19 protein-coding genes and 1 riboswitch are annotated in these 16,709 nt (G+C 50.3%); of the genes, 5 read left to right on the top strand and 14 right to left on the bottom strand.

Annotation, left to right across the window (positions count from 1 at the left end):
- Nucleotide 1 precedes the first annotated feature (1 nt).
- From BQ6873_RS17255 to glyA, 8 genes are all read right to left on the bottom strand, one after another.
- Complete coding sequence (locus BQ6873_RS17255; RefSeq protein ID WP_076593761.1) at nucleotides 2-2,137, bottom strand: pilus assembly protein; 2,136 nt, start codon at nucleotides 2,135-2,137, stop codon at nucleotides 2-4.
- A complete protein-coding gene (locus BQ6873_RS17250; RefSeq protein WP_231949395.1) occupies nucleotides 2,134-2,751 on the bottom strand; it encodes a pilus assembly PilX family protein in 618 nt (205 codons plus the stop codon). The genes BQ6873_RS17255 and BQ6873_RS17250 overlap by 4 nt, the downstream gene beginning before the upstream one ends.
- 8 nt (nucleotides 2,752-2,759) lie before the next feature.
- Nucleotides 2,760-3,716, bottom strand: coding sequence for a PilW family protein (locus BQ6873_RS17245; RefSeq protein ID WP_076593759.1), 957 nt, complete (start codon nucleotides 3,714-3,716; stop codon nucleotides 2,760-2,762).
- A 38-nt stretch (nucleotides 3,717-3,754) separates the two neighbouring features.
- Nucleotides 3,755-4,342 (bottom strand): type IV pilus modification protein PilV, encoded by a 588-nt coding sequence (gene pilV / locus BQ6873_RS17240; protein WP_231949393.1) that lies wholly within the window; start codon nucleotides 4,340-4,342, stop codon nucleotides 3,755-3,757.
- 295 nt (nucleotides 4,343-4,637) lie between these two features.
- Entirely contained in the window at nucleotides 4,638-4,994 is a 357-nt protein-coding gene (locus BQ6873_RS17235; protein ID WP_076593757.1) for a DUF1801 domain-containing protein, read from the bottom strand.
- Nucleotides 4,995-5,001: 7 nt separating this feature from the next.
- On the bottom strand, nucleotides 5,002-5,394 hold the full coding sequence (locus BQ6873_RS17230; RefSeq protein WP_076593756.1) for a VOC family protein: 393 nt from the start codon (nucleotides 5,392-5,394) through the stop codon (nucleotides 5,002-5,004).
- A 16-nt stretch (nucleotides 5,395-5,410) separates the two neighbouring features.
- Nucleotides 5,411-5,881: a transcriptional regulator NrdR gene (nrdR, locus tag BQ6873_RS17225; protein WP_076593755.1), complete on the bottom strand. Its 471-nt coding sequence runs from the start codon at nucleotides 5,879-5,881 to the stop codon at nucleotides 5,411-5,413.
- Nucleotides 5,882-6,085: 204 nt separating this feature from the next.
- A complete protein-coding gene (gene glyA, locus BQ6873_RS17220; protein ID WP_076593754.1) occupies nucleotides 6,086-7,330 on the bottom strand; it encodes a serine hydroxymethyltransferase in 1,245 nt (414 codons plus the stop codon).
- A 178-nt stretch (nucleotides 7,331-7,508) separates the two neighbouring features.
- Nucleotides 7,509-7,631, bottom strand: a riboswitch (ZMP/ZTP riboswitch).
- Between the two features lie 203 nt (nucleotides 7,632-7,834).
- Here glyA and xth point away from each other — a divergent pair.
- Entirely contained in the window at nucleotides 7,835-8,599 is a 765-nt protein-coding gene (gene xth, locus BQ6873_RS17215; RefSeq protein ID WP_076593753.1) for an exodeoxyribonuclease III, read from the top strand.
- Nucleotides 8,600-8,659: 60 nt separating this feature from the next.
- Here the strand turns inward: xth and BQ6873_RS17210 are convergent, their stop codons facing one another.
- The 6 genes from BQ6873_RS17210 to BQ6873_RS17185 form a co-directional block, all read right to left on the bottom strand.
- Complete coding sequence (locus BQ6873_RS17210; protein ID WP_076594203.1) at nucleotides 8,660-9,151, bottom strand: arsinothricin resistance N-acetyltransferase ArsN1 family B; 492 nt, start codon at nucleotides 9,149-9,151, stop codon at nucleotides 8,660-8,662.
- 203 nt (nucleotides 9,152-9,354) lie between these two features.
- The gene (locus BQ6873_RS17205) at nucleotides 9,355-10,332 is read right to left on the bottom strand and encodes a Bug family tripartite tricarboxylate transporter substrate binding protein (protein WP_076593752.1); all 978 of its coding nucleotides are present in this window, start codon (nucleotides 10,330-10,332) and stop codon (nucleotides 9,355-9,357) included.
- 195 nt (nucleotides 10,333-10,527) lie between these two features.
- Nucleotides 10,528-10,875, bottom strand: coding sequence for a DUF6572 domain-containing protein (locus BQ6873_RS17200; RefSeq protein WP_076593751.1), 348 nt, complete (start codon nucleotides 10,873-10,875; stop codon nucleotides 10,528-10,530).
- Nucleotides 10,876-10,911: 36 nt separating this feature from the next.
- Entirely contained in the window at nucleotides 10,912-11,166 is a 255-nt protein-coding gene (locus BQ6873_RS17195; protein WP_076593750.1) for a hypothetical protein, read from the bottom strand.
- Nucleotides 11,167-11,203: 37 nt separating this feature from the next.
- Entirely contained in the window at nucleotides 11,204-11,860 is a 657-nt protein-coding gene (locus BQ6873_RS17190) for a class I SAM-dependent methyltransferase (protein WP_076593749.1), read from the bottom strand.
- A 35-nt stretch (nucleotides 11,861-11,895) separates the two neighbouring features.
- Nucleotides 11,896-12,837 (bottom strand): CysB family HTH-type transcriptional regulator, encoded by a 942-nt coding sequence (locus BQ6873_RS17185; protein ID WP_076593748.1) that lies wholly within the window; start codon nucleotides 12,835-12,837, stop codon nucleotides 11,896-11,898.
- 147 nt (nucleotides 12,838-12,984) lie between these two features.
- Between BQ6873_RS17185 and BQ6873_RS17180 the strand changes: the two genes are divergently transcribed.
- Genes BQ6873_RS17180 through BQ6873_RS17165 form a run of 4 tightly spaced genes read left to right on the top strand, consistent with a single transcriptional unit; the run spans nucleotide 12,985 to nucleotide 16,707 of the window.
- Nucleotides 12,985-13,758 (top strand): sulfite exporter TauE/SafE family protein, encoded by a 774-nt coding sequence (locus tag BQ6873_RS17180; protein ID WP_012080304.1) that lies wholly within the window; start codon nucleotides 12,985-12,987, stop codon nucleotides 13,756-13,758.
- 9 nt (nucleotides 13,759-13,767) lie between these two features.
- Nucleotides 13,768-15,462: a nitrite/sulfite reductase gene (locus BQ6873_RS17175; RefSeq protein ID WP_076593747.1), complete on the top strand. Its 1,695-nt coding sequence runs from the start codon at nucleotides 13,768-13,770 to the stop codon at nucleotides 15,460-15,462.
- A complete protein-coding gene (locus BQ6873_RS17170; protein ID WP_076593746.1) occupies nucleotides 15,455-15,982 on the top strand; it encodes a DUF934 domain-containing protein in 528 nt (175 codons plus the stop codon). Before BQ6873_RS17175 ends, BQ6873_RS17170 begins: the two co-directional genes overlap by 8 nt.
- A complete protein-coding gene (locus BQ6873_RS17165; protein ID WP_076593745.1) occupies nucleotides 15,979-16,707 on the top strand; it encodes a phosphoadenylyl-sulfate reductase in 729 nt (242 codons plus the stop codon). The genes BQ6873_RS17170 and BQ6873_RS17165 overlap by 4 nt, the downstream gene beginning before the upstream one ends.
- Nucleotides 16,708-16,709: the final 2 nt, after the last annotated feature.

Genomic DNA, 16,709 nt, shown 5'->3' with positions numbered 1-16,709 from the left:
CCTATTTTTTGTTAAGAGAGCTACGCAATTCGACCCAGTTGACGATTTCACGCCAGCTTAGGCGACCAGCCGTCTTGACTGTCTCAAGTACGTTTTCTTTGGTCGGTACGATCACCTCTTTTACCTTGCCGGTAAGAGGATCGATAACTTCCAGTTTTTCCTTGATGCGACGCTTGCCAGTGGCATCTCGTTCCGTCACTTCGCTTGAAGTGCTTATCACCATCATCGGAACATTCGCCACACTCATGTTTGATAAATAGCCCGTCCAGTTTGCAATGGCAGACAAACCAGTGAAGATATCCAGAACATAGGAACGTCCACTCGCGCTTTTACAAGGATCATTACTGGGAATCAAGGTATTGAAGAACAATCTTCCATCGATAATTTGTGCGGAACTGATGCTGCGCTCACCTGTTTTATCGGAATCAATGAAGTCGAAGTACCAGCCCTTCTCGCCAGAACCAGCGCTGCCATATTTGAAAACGTCGCCACTAATTTCCAGCGTATCGTTGCGAGCAGTACTGACTGCCAAACGTCTTTCTGCTAGCTGCTGACGTCCTGCGATCTTCTCGCCTGCATTATCTAGAATCCCGTAAAAGGATTGTTTTCTGAAAGCGTTTTCCTGAAGATCACTTGCCTCCATAAACTTCCCCGTACCGAACGACACTAGATAACCGCGTTCAGGCGCAAAGACGACATTGGCCTTTTGTGTGATGGCTTGTCTATTCTTGTTGGCATCCACCGCGACAAATAAAGGCTTTGGTGATGCACCACCAAAGACATTCAGCCACGGTGCGCTTCCGCTGAAATCGAAACGCCACATATTTCCCTGCAAATCACCTGCATAAACAACATCCACTGCGCCGTCCCCGGCAAGGGTGAATGCAGGCGCAGCTAAGCCATTTGGCAAATTTTGATCGCTGATTGGCACAATAAATTTGAAATAATTAAGGCCTGCTACCCATTTTTCTGATGGTGCTTTATCTAAAGCCAGCAAGAAAAGTGCGTTTGATGCACTTACATTGAATTTGCCTTTACCGTCATCACGGTAGTTATTCAGTCCGCTAGTAACGACGGCAAAGTATCGGTACGTAGGTACGCCTTTGACGACGCTCATTTTGAATTTTGCAATGGCTGCCGGAGCAAAGAGATTACCGATGTCAGGATCATCTGCATCGGTAAATTCCCATAGAACACCCGCTCCCTTCTCAAATTGCTCCGGCACAGTCACATCCAGTGCGAACACTCCCTGCGCACCGCCGCCCATGCCGGACACCAGCACGCTGCTCCATTGCTTGCCTATACGTGCCTCTGCGACCGTAATCGCACCATCCACATACGGAACATAAGCAGTATTCGGTGATGTCAATTGCCCGAGACGCTCAAACAATGCATGGGGGATATAAGCAAATAGCTCTTCACCAGTCGTTGCATCGAAGGCATGCAACATACCGTCACTCGCTCCTACATACACCGCTGGACGACGCGCCCTATTTGCTTCATGAAACTCACGATAATCAACGCCTTGCACATTGCTGGAAGGCGCGCCACCAAATACCGGAGCGCTATGCACAATCGCACCAAGCACGCGATCACGTGCACGGAAGATGCCCTCTGCCTGACCTATTTCGTATCTACGGCCACCACGTAAATAATACAGACGCTTTTCGCCCAAGTCATCATGAGCACTATTAAGTGGCGAGGTATTCAGCGCAGCTCTTTGCGCAATGGACAAGTTAGTCCAAGAGAACGGAATCATGCTTAACGATAGATCGGCGTTTATTCTTGCAGTGTAAATACGACGCGCATCTGCATCCGGTCTCGCCGGAACCAGTCCATTACCAGTCAAGATATCTGCCGCATCCCACTCGGCAGATAGTGCTGCAGCACCGCGGCTACCTGTCTGCTTTAACGACAATTTCTTCAAACTGCCGCTCCATGTCAGCGGATTGAGTCCTGTCTGATACAGATGTGCACCATCTGTAGATACCGTCGCACCTGAAATGGTTAATTTCCCTGATGGATCAGAAGTACAACGCATAGAAATCAAGAGGGAACTGGCGAGGTCAACTTCCGGCACTGCAATCGCATGAGTGCTTATGAAAATGAATAACGAAAGAACGAAACGAACGCTCATCGACCAGCCTTGCGATAAACCGTTTGCAATACCACTTGTGTCGTCTCGCGCGTACCAAAACCGATAGCCGTAATCCGATAGAGATAATCAGCTTGATCAGTGCTCTCGCCGACCTTTCTATGCGTCATCAATTCGATGATGTAACGAGGTACTCTGGCCGACAACGAACCGGCACCAGTTTGAAAAGACTGTCCTGTAAATCTGCCGTATGGCACCGAGTGGCTTGTTTTATCATCCCCATCCATGAAGTTGACGGTCTGCCATACGGGTACAACACCTTCTGCCGCAGAGCGACACAAACCCAGATAAATATTCTGTGTACCACTACCGCAAGCAGCATCTGCTTCCCCCGGAAAACCAAGCGCACTGCTGCTGGAGAAAATATAGCTACGTGATCTATCCGCATCCGGCGAATGCTCAATATCCATTTCTGCGTCCAGCAATACAGCTTCGGCAGCCTGAAAAGCAATCTGCCTATCTCTATCGTTGCGTGATGATTTCTCACCCTGCAAGGCAATCTGCGCCGCGGCAATCCCCAATAGCAAAACCACAACCAGCATCAATAACGTGACGACCAAAGTCACGCCATACTGATGACGTCGGCACGATGCCAAACAAGCTCTCACGCACCACTACCCGCGACATCATTACGCAACTGTATGGTTTGCGTAAAAACCTTCCTGATCCGATTGCGCATGGCGCTCGGCAGTGCATCTTCCTTGAGACGTACACCTTTATCGCTGGCTGCATGCATATTCGCGTATTCAGCACCAAACAAATCGTGTTCGGCAATCAGGGCATCATCACGCGCTGTTTGCGAGCCGCGTATCAATAATGCAAATTTGATTGAACGCACCTTCTTCCAATGCGTCTTGCGATTTTTGTCTGCTGCACGTGCCACGGCGTTAACGCCCGTCAACAACAAGCCATCATCCAAATCGTCGACTGCACTGGCATTGATAAAACGATCAGGCAAACCGTCACCATCTACATCGACGCCATACAAGACCTGAAAGGATTCCACACCACGCGCAATAGCGTCGGCATTCCAACTTGTTTTGGAACGATATTTGCAACGCAGCTCAGGTTCGCCTGCACTATCCTTTGCTACAAAGAAGATGCTCCAGCCTCGTTCCTGCTCCGCATCAACTGTTGATGTTGCAGCAGGAACGATCAAGCCTGCACAGTTAAGGACAACATCGCCATCACCGAAGAAACGCAAGGCCAGAATATCGCTACCATTGACCACGTCGGAAGACGAAGAGACAGGTGATTCCAGTCCAGCCGTTGTTTTCTTCAAGGTCATCGCATCCATGCCCATCACGCTCGGGCTAAAGTCTGCGGTAGCAAGAACAGGCATCCATTCACTATTCCAGTTTTCATAACCAGATTGGCGTATCGCGCGCGATAAAATTTCCATCGCATAGCGCCCCGTTTCCTGGACGTGGCCACTCTGATCCTGCGCGACGTAAGCAGCCTTGCTCGATAACAGCAAGCCGGTTACCGTTAGGAGGATGAACAAACCCAGCGTCATGGCGATCATTAGCTCAACGATCGTCCATCCTTGTTGACGTGACATGCCAATCACTTGCAAGCAACGAGTTGAATTCCCCCGCTTCATTTGGCATACGGTGCAACAGTCAGCACTATAGTTGGCGTAAATTGTTTGCTGCTCTCGCCAGTCGACCTGCCATCATGATTTTTATCCGGCCAACCGATTTTGATTACCAATGATGCAATCGATGCCATCCCGTTCGCCGCTACGCAATCCCAATTGAAATGGAGGTTTGCCGTATTCCATGGCTCGGCATCTCGACAAATACGTACGCGTCCACCAGGCAATTCCTTATCGATACGCCGCAACCATCGCTCGATATCAAAACTGGCTAGCTGTCCGGCATCACAATGCGTATCGGTACCGTAGCAATGATGGGTAGATTGATGAGATGTTGTGATTGAAGATGATTGATAGTCGACGCGCAAATATGGATTGATCGCATCGTCAAGTTGCATCTGGGTGACATTGGCGCGCATCTTGTCTGCCATTTCCGTCGCAAGATGCAATGCTTTGGTTTGAAATACAGATTGTTGCGTCGTCCGCAAAGCGGTCAGTTGCATACCGGCCGCACCGATCACACCAACTGCCAAGACAAAAACCGAGATCAATACTTCAATCAGTGAAAATCCATGTTCCGTCGATGCCATCATCCAGTGTCTTTCCCCAATGCGCGTGATGCTCAGTTAAGGTGAACTGCATTCCTCAAAGAGAAATAGCCTCTTTGACAATTATTATTGTGGCAATTTTTTAGTATTTTTCGTATCCCATCAATATGGGAAATTTTATTAAGTGGAAAGTGAAATGCTATATACACCGTGGTCTGCAAGCAGATGCACAGTCTTTCAAGCTTGAGAATTCGAAGAGTGAAGCAATGAAAAACTATTGGATACGCACTAGATGTAGTACGAGATATTTAATGAAGCTTACTGCGATGCGGCCGAATTAATCATTCACATTCGTACATGCTTGCGCGATGTAAGTAGCAAGATGCTTGCTCTTGATTTCATCCAAAGCATGTATCTTGATATGGCGACGCAACTTGCCCTTACCTTCCAGAACACGCCAATCATCCTGCAAATCACAACCACGTCCAAACTCGATGGATACATGTTCAGCGTAGGCAAAGACACCACAGAAGTCTTTCGGCGCTGCGAACATAAAACCGCCATACATCACACGCTCTGAAGCATGCGCTACCGTCGCATAAATCGTCTTGCGAACTGCCTGCACCAAATCGTATCGATCCGGATTAACGAGGCGAAAATCGCTCAGCAGTTGCTCGACTCTGGCGTCACTCATGGATGAATCAAGAGACAATCGGCGTGCACAGCTCTACCAAGGAGCCGTCAGGACAACGCACGTAGGAAACGATTTGCCCCCACGGCTTGGCCGTCGGTGGTGACAGTTCTGTAGCACCGATAGACAAAGCTTTTGCATGCGCGGCTTGTACGTCGTCTGTTGTGAAGGCGATTTCAATACCGAGTGGTTTGGGTGAAGTGTGGGCAGCAATATGCCCTGTTGAATAATTCATCTCAGCGAGGTCGTGCGATGCGAATGCTAGCGTCGTCGCGCCGGTTTCCAGCTCACCATAGGTGCCGGACTCATGCAGAAAGCGTCGCGAGAATCCGAATGCCTGCTCAAAGAATTGCAAGGATGCAGCTACATCCGGAACATAAATGATGGTGTAGGCGAATTTCATTCGTCGTTAGCTAACGTTATTTGGCTGGAGGTTTGCGCTCACGCCCCACTTCGGCAATCGCGTCCTGGAATTCGGCCACGTCTTCAAAACTCTTATAGACCGAGGCAAAACGAATGTAGGCAATCTTGTCGAGGCGTTGCAACTCGCGCATGACCAACTCACCGATCTGACCAGAAAGCACTTCGCGTTCGCCGCTGGAAAGCAGCTTTTGTTCTATACGATGAATCGCCGCATCAACTGCCTCAGCCGAGACAGGACGCTTGCGCAAGGCAAGTTGCAAGCTACCTTGCAGCTTCTTGGGATCGTAGTCGGTGCGACTGCCGTTCTTCTTCACGATCACCGGCATCGCTAATTCGATGCGCTCGTAAGTCGTAAAACGCTTATCGCAATTCACGCAGCGACGACGACGACGTATGCTGTCGCCCTCTTCCGAAACGCGTGTATCGAGAACCTGGGTATCGTCATGCTGGCAAAAAGGACATTTCATCGCGGTGCGTGGCCTTATGAATCGTTACGTCAGCGAAACAAATATGTTCACCTGCAAAATGATGCAAAGCAAATACCAATGTTACCTAAGCCAACATCCCAAAATGGCCTTGTCTGAGTAAATTACTCTGACAAGGCCATTTTGCTGCGCCCTTCACTTCAATGAAGAGCACTTTTCAACTACAACAAACTTTAAATCAAACGATCAACCGTAGACTGGAAAGGCTGCGGTCAATTTTTTGACTTCTGCTTTCACGCGTTCGATGGTTGCTGCATCGTTTGGATTATCCAATACGTCGGCGATCAGATTGCCGACCTTGGTTGCTTCCGCTTCCTTGAAACCACGTGTGGTCATCGCCGGGCTGCCGAGGCGGATACCGGAAGTGACAAATGGTTTTTCTGGATCGTTAGGGATCGCGTTCTTGTTGCAAGTGATGTGTGCGGAACCGAGCAAGGCCTCTGCATCTTTACCGGTGATTTTCTTCGCGCGCAGATCAACCAGCATCACGTGCGATTCGGTACGGCTGGAAACGATGCGCAGACCACGTGCGATCAGTGCTTTGGCCAATGCGTCCGCATTCTTCACGACTTGCTGTTGATACGCCTTGAATTCAGGCTCCAGCGCTTCTTTGAACGCAACTGCTTTACCAGCGATCACGTGCATCAATGGGCCGCCTTGCAAGCCTGGGAAAATCGCCGAGTTGATGATTTTTTCGTGTTCAGCCTTCATCAGAATGAAGCCGCCGCGTGGGCCGCGCAAGGATTTATGCGTGGTCGATGTGACGAAATCTGCGTATGGCACTGGATTCGGATATTCGCCAGCAGCGATCAGACCGGCGTAGTGCGCCATGTCGACCATGAAGTAGGCACCGATCTCTTTTGCGATTTTAGCGAAGCGTTCGAAGTCGATGCGCAATGCGTAAGCCGATGCACCAGCGATGATCAGCTTAGGCTTGTGTTCACGTGCCAGACGTTCCATCGCGTCGTAGTCGATTTCTTCTTTTTCGTTCAAACCGTAGGAGACAACGTTGAACCACTTGCCGGACATGTTCAATGCCATGCCGTGCGTCAAGTGACCACCTTCTGCCAACGACATACCCATGATAGTGTCGCCTGGTTTCAATACAGCCAGGAACACGCCTTGGTTAGCTTGCGAACCGGAGTTCGGCTGTACGTTGGCAGCATCTGCGCCAAACAATTTTTTCAAGCGATCGATCGCCAATTGTTCAACGATATCGACAAATTCACAACCACCGTAGTAACGCTTGCCTGGATAACCTTCGGCGTACTTGTTGGTCAGTTGCGTACCTTGCGCTTCCATCACCGCAGGCGATGTGTAGTTCTCGGATGCGATCAGCTCGATATGTTCTTGCTGACGGTTATTTTCCTTCTGGATGGCCGACCACAATTCTGCATCTGTTTTTGCCAGGGTCTGGTCTTTTGAAAACATGAATCACTCCAATCGTTCAAAAAAATGGGCAGGAAGCCATAATCCAATGCACAACAGCACGCCAAAACAGAATCGAACGAACTGTAAAGACATGCCTATACAAAGCAAAACAACAACCTGGGATCGAATGAGGGTGCCAAAATGTGAACGCGCAGGCAGCCTCAGTCGTACTCTCCATTCGGGCTACCCAGGCGCACGGCAATGAAATCTCACGCTTCACGGTGGATAGACCCACCTTACGACCTGATTTACCCATAAAAGCGGAGAAAATCGGCCGGATTCGCCAGTCACGTGAGACGAAATGGTGCGTAGATTTTACGGCAAGCGTCTGTTTTGGGCAAGCAGCATGCCTCACAGACCAAGATAAATAAATGACAATATCGCGCCGCGCCGCCTACCGCGGTACGACTGATACAATCCCGCATCAAAAGCGAAAAACTGGATAACAAAACTATCCTCTCGCTCACGCCACAAACCCGCATCACGAATGGATTGCAACAAAACATGAAAATAGCTACCTGGAACGTTAATTCCCTCAAAGTCCGCCTGCCGCAAGTGTTGCAATGGCTGACCGACAATCCAGTCGATGTGCTCTGTCTGCAAGAAACAAAAACTGTCGATGAGAAATTCCCTGCTGCGGAAATCGAAGCCGCCGGCTATCACGTCGTCTTCAGCGGCCAAAAAACCTATAACGGCGTCGCCATCCTGTCACGTCACCCGATTACAGATGTCGTCAAAAACAATCCCCTGTTTGAAGATGAACAGCAGCGCATCATCGCCGGCACCATCGAAGGTATCCGCATCGTGTGCGCCTACATCCCGAACGGTCAATCGCCGGAATCGGATAAGTATCAATACAAATTGAAGTGGTTGAGTGCCCTGCACGAATGGCTGGCGCAAGAACAAAAGCAGCATGAAAACCTGGCCTTGCTGGGTGACTACAACATCGCACCGGAAGATCGCGACGTACACGATCCGGCGGCATGGGTAGGTCAGATACTGGTGTCGGAGCCGGAACGTGCTGCTTTCGTCCGATTGCAAGAGATGGGATTCACCGATGCATTCCGCATGTTTGAACAGCCGGAAAAATTGTTTAGCTGGTGGGATTATCGCCAAATGGGCTTCCGCCTGAATCGCGGCATGCGCATCGATCACATCCTGTTGTCGCCGTCATTGGCAAAGCGGTGTACTGCCTGTGTGATCGACAAGGTGCCGCGTAAATGGGAGCAGCCATCCGATCACACACCGGTGATTGCAACGCTGGATTAAGCAGCGTTTAAACAGTTCTGACAGGCCGCTTTTGCGGCCTTTATTTTTTATGGTGGGGATTTACAGAATAAGTTGCCAGTAACCGACATCTACCCATTGATCGAACTTTCTGCCGACCTCCGGCAAATGTCCGACCTTCACAAAGCCCAGTTTTTCATGCAAGGCAACGCTGCCAGGATTGGGCAATGCTATGCCTCCGAATACGGCGTGTATCGACTGCTTGGATAATTCAGCAATCAATCTTTGGTACAACAAGGTACCGATTCCTTTGCCGCCGCTGTCTTCCGCAATATAGACCGAGCTTTCTACCGAATGCTGATAAGCCTTTCTGATTCTCCATTTACCCGCATAGGCGTAACCGAGTATGCGTCCCTGCTCTTCATATACCAGCCATGGAAATTCCGCTGAAACGTCTTCTATGCGCTGCGCCATCTCTTCGACACTGACGGCTTCCGTTTCAAAGCTAATGACCGTATTGAGGATGTAAGGATTGTAGATCTGGCAAATAGCAGCGGCATCTTGTGCAGTCGCCAAACGAATTGAATCGGACATGATGAAACTTCGCAAAGAATAAATAGAGAATATGTAGTGTAACCAAATCGGCGCTTTTTTATTTTCCGTGCTGACAAAGACGCGAAGCACCATCTGAATGTAAAAATGCCCCGCTGTACAACACGGGGCATTTCAATATGTCGCGATACGTCCACGACTAGATCATCATTCAATCTCGCCCATGGCAAGACCGAAGATCAACATCAGTCTACAGTCGCGCCACTTTCTTTCACGACTTTCGCCCATTTCACTGACTCTTCTTTTACGAAGGCAGCGAAGTTTTCTGGGGTATCGCCAACATAGTCAGAGCCGGTATCAGCCAAGATTTTTTTGAATGCTGGCTCTTTCATGATTTTCAGAGTTTCAGCATTGATCTTGTTGACGATTGCTTTTGGTGTGCCTGCTGGTGCGAAGAAACCGTACCAAGCATAGGAAACTACTGCTGGGTAACCAGCTTCAGCAAAAGTTGGCACGTCAGGCAATTGTGGTGAACGTTGTGCGCCCGATACTGCAATCGCTTTTACCTTGCCGCTCTTGATGTGCGGCATGATCGCAATCATGCTGTCAAACATCACAGGTACATGACCGCCCAGCAAATCGGAAATCGCAGGAGCTGAACCTTTGTAAGGAACGTGTGTGATATCCAGCTTGGTCACGCTCTTGAACAATTCACCAGTCATGTGCTGTGGTGTACCTGAACCAGCAGATGCGTAGGAGAACTGTGGCTGAGTCTTGATGTAAGCGATCAGTTCTTTCAAGTCCTTGGCTGGAACGTTAGGGTTCGCAACCAGTACCAACGGTACGCGCAACAGATTGGTGATAGGCACCAAATCTTTGCTCGGATCGAAAGTCATTTTTTTGTACAGGCTAGGATTGATCACAATCGGTGCGCTGGAAGTAATCAGCAAAGTGTTGCCATCTGCTGGAGCACGTGCAACTGCCGCGCTACCGATGTTACCGCCGCCACCGCCGCGATTATCAATAACAAAAGGATGGCCGAGATCTTCGGTCAAACGTTTAGCAACAGGACGTGCAGCGATATCGGATGGACCACCTGGTGGCCATGGAACGACAACGGTTACTGTCGAGTTCGGCCAGCTTTGGGCCAGAGCGCTTGCAGAAAAACTTGCTGCTGCGAATGCGCAAAGAAGTAATTTGCTGCCGCGGGATATTTGTCTCATTCTTCAATCCTTATAAAAATTAAACTACGCTTCAGAGATTGTGATCTTGTCGGCATACCAAACAATCACACAGAACCAGAATCGCTAAGGGTAAAGGCGATGGATGTTGCGCCTAGGGAAGGAAGGATACCTCAATTCGGATTCCGAATAACCATATTTACCGGTAGATATGCCGCTCATATCCAATTGATTTACTCAATCATCGGGCACATCGTCCGCATAGGCAGAACCGAGTGGGCCGAAATGCATTGCATAACCTGCATCTATCAATATGTTTTGCGCTCGCTCCAGAAAGGCGCGGGCTATGGCGTTCGGCGCGTAGATGCACTGGATATCAATAAGAAAATCCTGTCCACGCACAGCGGGATACAAGATATAAATCTCGCCGCTTTCTATCAATTGCAAATAGTTATTTATTTTTAATTGAAGTTTGACGAGATGATCGTCATCCCATATCAGGTGATCAAGGATGCTTAACTTACACGAACCTGACACATGATCCAAGCTGATCAGATCGATCAACTCAGCTTGCTCGACTGTCATGCTTTAAATGGAGTTAACAAAACCATAGGCTTGCATTTAACGTTTGACCAATTGCTTTTCAAACGCGATATCGGATTTGGTTTGTCGTCTCGGCTTTTGCGGACCGTAGGCTTTGACGAAGGTAACAAAGTCATCCAGTGGCAGTCGTTCACACAGGATGACGGGTGCACCTTCTCCTGCGTTATCGACCAGATAAAACGATTCGTCGGAAGTACGCACCATCGCGTAGTGTTCGTTACCACTGCGTTCTTTCAGCCGCTCGACGGCGGCTGTGGCTCGGGTTGATCTCACACTATGCTCCCGTATGTATGTGCCGACGATAAAGCATTCATCGCAAACGCGCCGTCAGCATCCAGTAGTGTTCAGAATGATGAACGCGCATATCTTTTAACAAAGGTCCAAGACGTTTGCGCAAGGTGCTGTTGGTGTAGTAATTCTTCAGAATTTCGTAACGCTCACCGTTAGGCAAAGTATGAATCTGGTAAGTATTGCCTTCCAGATCAGTACGCGCGATCACGGTTTTTTCGGTTTCTACGTGCGAGTTATCAACCAGCACCAATAAGCCGTCCTGACCAATGATCTTGCGGATACGCCCGATCACTTCAACCTGATCCTGACGTTTAACATGCGACCACCAGAAGCCGGCAAAGCAAGCGTTGAACTCACCTTCGACTTGCGGATCCAGCGCATCAGCAACGGCGAACTGTACGATCTCTTCCGGCAACTCTCGTTCTTTGGCCTGCTCGATCAGCGTCGGATTGATATCCGTTGCCAGCACCGATGCCGCATATTCTGCAAGCTCGTCCGTCCAGTAACCGTCGCCGCATGCAAGTTCCAGCACATGCTGATCCGTCATGAACTTGCGCAGGTTCTCCATGATGTCGTCGAGCGCATCTGCGCCATCCGGATTTTCAATATCTTCTTCGTCGAAATTGTTACGGACCGCATAGTACTCGGCCATATCGGTGTTTACCGGTTTTATCATGCTGCTTTTACTTCCAAAAAAATCGTGAATATTCTTTATAGTTCATACATATCTTTTTCGCCGCTTAATACTTGCTCAACCAGTTTGCGATTGAGCGTAGGCGTCAATAATTCGATGAACGTAAATACATAGCTGCGCAAATAAGCGCCTTGCTTCAAAGCCACGCGCGATACATTGGTGCCAAATAAATGACCGACAGGGATCGCACGCAAATTCTTGTCGCGCTCAGGATCAAAAGCCATTCCCGCGATGATGCCTATGCCCATGCCCAGTTCGACATAGGTTTTAATGACATCGGCATCGATTGCTTCCAACAACACATCCGGCTTGAGATTCCGCAGGCTGAAAGCATGATCAATCTTGTTACGACCGGCAAACGCACTATCGTAGGTAATCAGCGGATAAGCGCTGATTTCTTCCAGCGTGATTGATTTGGACTTCAGCAATGGATGATCCAGCGGCACCACTACTTGATGTTCCCATTGGTAACACGGCAATGAAATCAAACCATCTATACTGGCGATCGATTCCGTCGCTATCGCCAGATCGGCCTGACCCATCAAGACCATATCCGCCACTTGCTTCGGATTGCCTTGCAATAAAGACAATCTTACTTTTGGGAATTTCTGTGTAAAGGCCTGCACCACCTTAGGCAAGGAATAGCGCGCTTGCGTGTGCGTAGTCGCAATTGTAAAGCTACCGCTGTCATGTGCGGCGAATTCATTGCCTATGCGCTTGAGGCCGTCAATTTCCTGCATGATCAGCTCAACCGACTTCAACACTGCCCGCCCCGGCTCGGTCAGGCCGCGTATCCGCTTGCCGTGACGCGAAAAAATATCCACGCCCAACTCTTCTTCCAACTCAATAATTGCTTTGGAAACACCCGGCTGCGAGGTAAACAGCGCCTTGGCCGCTTCCGTCAAATTATAGTTCTGTCGCACCGCTTCCCGAACGAAGCGAAGTTGATGGAGATTCATGTCTTCCCCTCATGTTTTCGACTGAAATTGCGTTCAATCATTTTTCATCATTGCTTATATCAAAAAAGCATATAAGCAAATAATTAGTAAGTAGTTTGGAATAAGGCTCAAGTTTATTACTATTCGCCCTACTTTGCGCGAGGTCTTATGTCCGTTACTTATATTGTTTCAGGTTTTGCTGTCGGATTGCTGGTCGGTTTGACCGGTGTCGGCGGCGGCTCCCTGATGACACCGCTACTCACCCTGCTGTTTGGCGTATCGCCTACGGTAGCTGTCGGCACGGACCTCGCCTTCGCTTCCACTACCAAGATCGCCGGCACCTTTGCCCACCGTTACAAAGGCAATGTGCACTGGAATATCGTCAAGCAACTGTGCATAGGCGCCTTGCCTGCTGCCGTGCTGACCACACTCGTATTGAAGTACCTGGGCGGCCTGGACAAGGAAATCGGCCAAGTCATCCGTTATTCGATCGCTGGCTCGGTCATGTTGACCGTGATTGCCCTGATTTTCCGTACCCGCCTGCAAAACTGGATGAGCGCTCATCCTAACCGTCAATTCCATGGCAAAAAACTGGTCACAGCGACCATAGTTTCGGGTGCAATTCTTGGCACATTGGTTACAATCTCATCTATTGGTGCCGGTGCAATCGGCGCCACCATACTGGTTCTGCTCTATCCACGCCTGACACCGGCTGAAATTGCCGGTACCGACATAGCCTACGCAGTGCCTTTGACCGCGATTGCGGCGCTCGGCCACTGGTGGCTCGGATCGATCCATTGGGAATTGCTAGCCATGTTGTTGCTCGGCTCCGTGCCTGGCATCACATTGGGATCACTGGCATCGCGAGCCATACCGGAAAAAGTATTGCGCGTTCTGTTGGCCACCACGCTGACGACCGTTGCCTTTAAGTTAGTTTACTAAGGAATTGAGATGTATCGCTACGATCAATACGACCATCAAATCGTCAAAGAACGCATCGCGCAATACCGCGATCAAGTCCGTCGTCGCCTCTCCGACGAATTGGCAGAGGACGAATTCCGTATCCTGCGCCTGCAAAACGGCTTGTACATGCAACGCCATGCCTACATGCTGCGTGTCGCAGTGCCTTACGGCCTGCTGTCATCGGCACAAATGCGCATGTTTGGCCATATCGCCCGCAAGTATGACCGCGGCTATGGCCATTTCACGACGCGTCAGAATATCCAGTTCAACTGGATCAATCTGGAAGAAACACCGGACATCCTGACCGAACTGGCTTCAGTCGAAATGCACGCGATTCAAACTTCCGGCAACTGCATCCGCAACACGACTTCAGACGAATTGGCTGGCGTAGCCGCCGATGAAATCGTCGATCCACGTCCGTATGCAGAAATCATCCGTGAATGGAGCACCTTCCATCCGGAATTCGCTTACCTGCCACGTAAATTCAAGATCGCGATCAGCGGCGCCAAAGAAGATCGCGCTGCGACTGCCGTGCATGACATCGGCTTGCATGTGATCAAGAATGAACAGGGCGAAATCGGTTTCCGCGTGATGGTAGGCGGCGGTATGGGTCGTACGCCTATCCTCGGCAGCGAGATCTGCGCATTCCTGCCGTGGCAACACGTAATGACTTATCTGGAAGCGATCCTGCGCGTCTACAACCAATACGGTCGTCGCGACAACATCTACAAAGCGCGTATCAAGATTCTGGTCAAAGCGATCGGCATCGAAGAATATCGCCGTCAAGTCGAAGTCGAATGGCAAGACATCAAAGATGGTCCAGGAACCGTCACTGTAGAAGAGTTGAATCGCGTCGCTGCATTTTTCACTGCGCCAGCGTACGAAACGCTATCTGCAGATAACGCAGATTTCGAAGCGAAAAAAGCGGAAGACAAAGCATTCAAAAACTGGCTGACACGCAACGTCAAGGCACACAAGGTTGCAGGCTATGCAGCCGTGGTCTTGTCCGTCAAGAAAACCGGCGTGCCTCCAGGCGATGCGACTGCTGAACAACTGGACTTCATGGCTGATCTGGCGGATCGCTACAGCTTCGGCGAACTGCGCGTCACGCATGAACAAAACGTCGTGCTGTCCGACGTCAAATTGTCCGATCTGTACACAGTCTGGCAAGAAGCCAAAGCACAGGGATTGGCAACGCCGAATATCGGTTTGCTGACCGACATGATTTGCTGCCCAGGTGGCGACTTCTGCTCGCTGGCGAATGCCAAATCGATTCCGATTGCAGAAGCGATTGCCGAGCGTTTCGACAACCTCGACTTCCAGCATGACATCGGCGATATCGAATTGAATATCTCCGGCTGTATCAATGCCTGCGGTCATCATCACGTCGGCAACATCGGCATTCTCGGTGTCGATAAGGATGGCTCGGAGTGGTATCAGGTGTCGATCGGTGGCGCGCAAGGCAATACCAGCTCGATCGGCAAAATCATCGGCCCATCGTTCTCGGCGCATCAAATGCCGACCGTGATAGAACGCTTGCTCGAAGTGTATGTACGTGACCGTATCGAAGATGAACGCTTCATCGATACCACACGTCGTATCGGCGTTACGCCATTCAAGGAACATGTGTACGCAACGCCTATCAAGGTTGCGCACGCCGCAGGAGAAGATGCATATGCTTAACATCATCAAAGATAAAGCCGTAGTCGGTGAAGACGATTGGACCTTGTTGCGCTTGGCTGAAGGCGAAACCGCTGAAACCGTTGCCGTCCCGACTGGCAAAGTCATCGTGCCGCTGACAGTATGGCAAGCGCAAGCTGCTACTTTGAAAGCACGCAACGACGTCGGCGTCTGGCTCGCCAGCGACGAACGTCCGGAAGCATTGAAAGACGACACCGCTACGCTGCAAATGATCGCAGTCGATTTCCCTAAATTTGGTGACGGTCGTGGTTACTCGATCGCTTACAACTTGCGCATGCGTTTCGACTACACCGGCGAACTGCGTGCAGTCGGCGATGTATTGCGCGACCAATTGTTCTATATGCAGCGCGTTGGCTTCAACTCGTTTGCCGTACGTGCTGACCGCGACGTCAATGATGCGTTGAAGGGCTTGAGCGACTTCTCCGAAAGCTATCAACAATCATGGGACAAGAAGACACCTCTGTTCCGTCGTGTAGACCGTCAGGCAGTGGCACCAAAATGAATGAAGCAGACTTCGCCGCGCTGGTAGCGGCCACCAAAGAAACACTGCAACGCGTGGCGGATCAGTTCGCGCCTGCAGTGTTCGCTTCCAGCCTCGCGGCGGAAGATATGGTGCTGACCGACATGATCCTGCGCGACAAGCTGTCTATCGGCATTTTTACGCTGGAAACCGGCCGCCTGCATGCAGAAACACTGAGCGTGCTGGACCGCATCAAGGAAACCTACGATTACGACGTCGAACTGTATCGTCCACAGCCGGAAGCAGTTGATGCCTACGTCAAGCAAAACGGCTTGAATGCTTTCTATGAAAGCGTGGACATGCGCAAGGAATGCTGCCGCATCCGCAAGGTCGAGCCGCTGAATCGCGCTCTGGCCGGCAAGCATGCATGGGTTACCGGTCAACGCCGTGCGCAATCGACTACCCGCTCCGCACTTGATGTGCAGGAGCAGGATGAAGCACACGACATGATCAAGTTCAATCCGCTCGCGGATTGGTCGGAAGAAGATGTCTGGCACTACATCCGTAGCAATAACGTGCCGTACAACCCGCTGCACGACAAAGGCTTTCCATCCATCGGTTGCGAGCCTTGCACCCGTGCGATCCAGCCAGGCGAAGATGTACGCGCCGGACGCTGGTGGTGGGAAAACCCGGAATCCAAGGAATGCGGCTTGCACGTCGTCGACGGCAAGCTCATCAGAATCAAACCCGTAGCAACTAACGCCTGAGA

Origin of the sequence: Herminiimonas arsenitoxidans, assembly GCF_900130075.1 — a bacterium.
GTDB lineage: Bacteria > Pseudomonadota > Gammaproteobacteria > Burkholderiales > Burkholderiaceae_D > Oxalicibacterium > Oxalicibacterium arsenitoxidans.
This window is presented reverse-complemented; position numbering and strand designations above follow the sequence as displayed.

What these genes read in the sequence shown, in the direction of transcription:
- BQ6873_RS17170 (WP_076593746.1), top strand. Translation starts at nt 15,455, where the DNA reads ATGCTTAACATCATCAAAGATAAAGCCGTAGTCGGTGAAGACGATTGG.
- BQ6873_RS17165 (WP_076593745.1), top strand. Translation starts at nt 15,979, where the DNA reads ATGAATGAAGCAGACTTCGCCGCGCTGGTAGCGGCCACCAAAGAAACA.
- BQ6873_RS17245 (WP_076593759.1), bottom strand. Translation starts at nt 3,716, where the DNA reads ATGTCACGTCAACAAGGATGGACGATCGTTGAGCTAATGATCGCCATG.
- BQ6873_RS17175 (WP_076593747.1), top strand. Translation starts at nt 13,768, where the DNA reads ATGTATCGCTACGATCAATACGACCATCAAATCGTCAAAGAACGCATC.
- BQ6873_RS17235 (WP_076593757.1), bottom strand. Translation starts at nt 4,994, where the DNA reads ATGAGTGACGCCAGAGTCGAGCAACTGCTGAGCGATTTTCGCCTCGTT.
- BQ6873_RS17230 (WP_076593756.1), bottom strand. Translation starts at nt 5,394, where the DNA reads ATGAAATTCGCCTACACCATCATTTATGTTCCGGATGTAGCTGCATCC.
- BQ6873_RS17185 (WP_076593748.1), bottom strand. Translation starts at nt 12,837, where the DNA reads ATGAATCTCCATCAACTTCGCTTCGTTCGGGAAGCGGTGCGACAGAAC.
- BQ6873_RS17210 (WP_076594203.1), bottom strand. Translation starts at nt 9,151, where the DNA reads ATGTCCGATTCAATTCGTTTGGCGACTGCACAAGATGCCGCTGCTATT.
- BQ6873_RS17205 (WP_076593752.1), bottom strand. Translation starts at nt 10,332, where the DNA reads ATGAGACAAATATCCCGCGGCAGCAAATTACTTCTTTGCGCATTCGCA.
- BQ6873_RS17200 (WP_076593751.1), bottom strand. Translation starts at nt 10,875, where the DNA reads ATGACAGTCGAGCAAGCTGAGTTGATCGATCTGATCAGCTTGGATCAT.
- nrdR (WP_076593755.1), bottom strand. Translation starts at nt 5,881, where the DNA reads ATGAAATGTCCTTTTTGCCAGCATGACGATACCCAGGTTCTCGATACA.
- glyA (WP_076593754.1), bottom strand. Translation starts at nt 7,330, where the DNA reads ATGTTTTCAAAAGACCAGACCCTGGCAAAAACAGATGCAGAATTGTGG.
- BQ6873_RS17255 (WP_076593761.1), bottom strand. Translation starts at nt 2,137, where the DNA reads ATGAGCGTTCGTTTCGTTCTTTCGTTATTCATTTTCATAAGCACTCAT.
- BQ6873_RS17180 (WP_012080304.1), top strand. Translation starts at nt 12,985, where the DNA reads ATGTCCGTTACTTATATTGTTTCAGGTTTTGCTGTCGGATTGCTGGTC.
- pilV (WP_231949393.1), bottom strand. Translation starts at nt 4,342, where the DNA reads ATGGCATCGACGGAACATGGATTTTCACTGATTGAAGTATTGATCTCG.
- BQ6873_RS17190 (WP_076593749.1), bottom strand. Translation starts at nt 11,860, where the DNA reads ATGATAAAACCGGTAAACACCGATATGGCCGAGTACTATGCGGTCCGT.
- xth (WP_076593753.1), top strand. Translation starts at nt 7,835, where the DNA reads ATGAAAATAGCTACCTGGAACGTTAATTCCCTCAAAGTCCGCCTGCCG.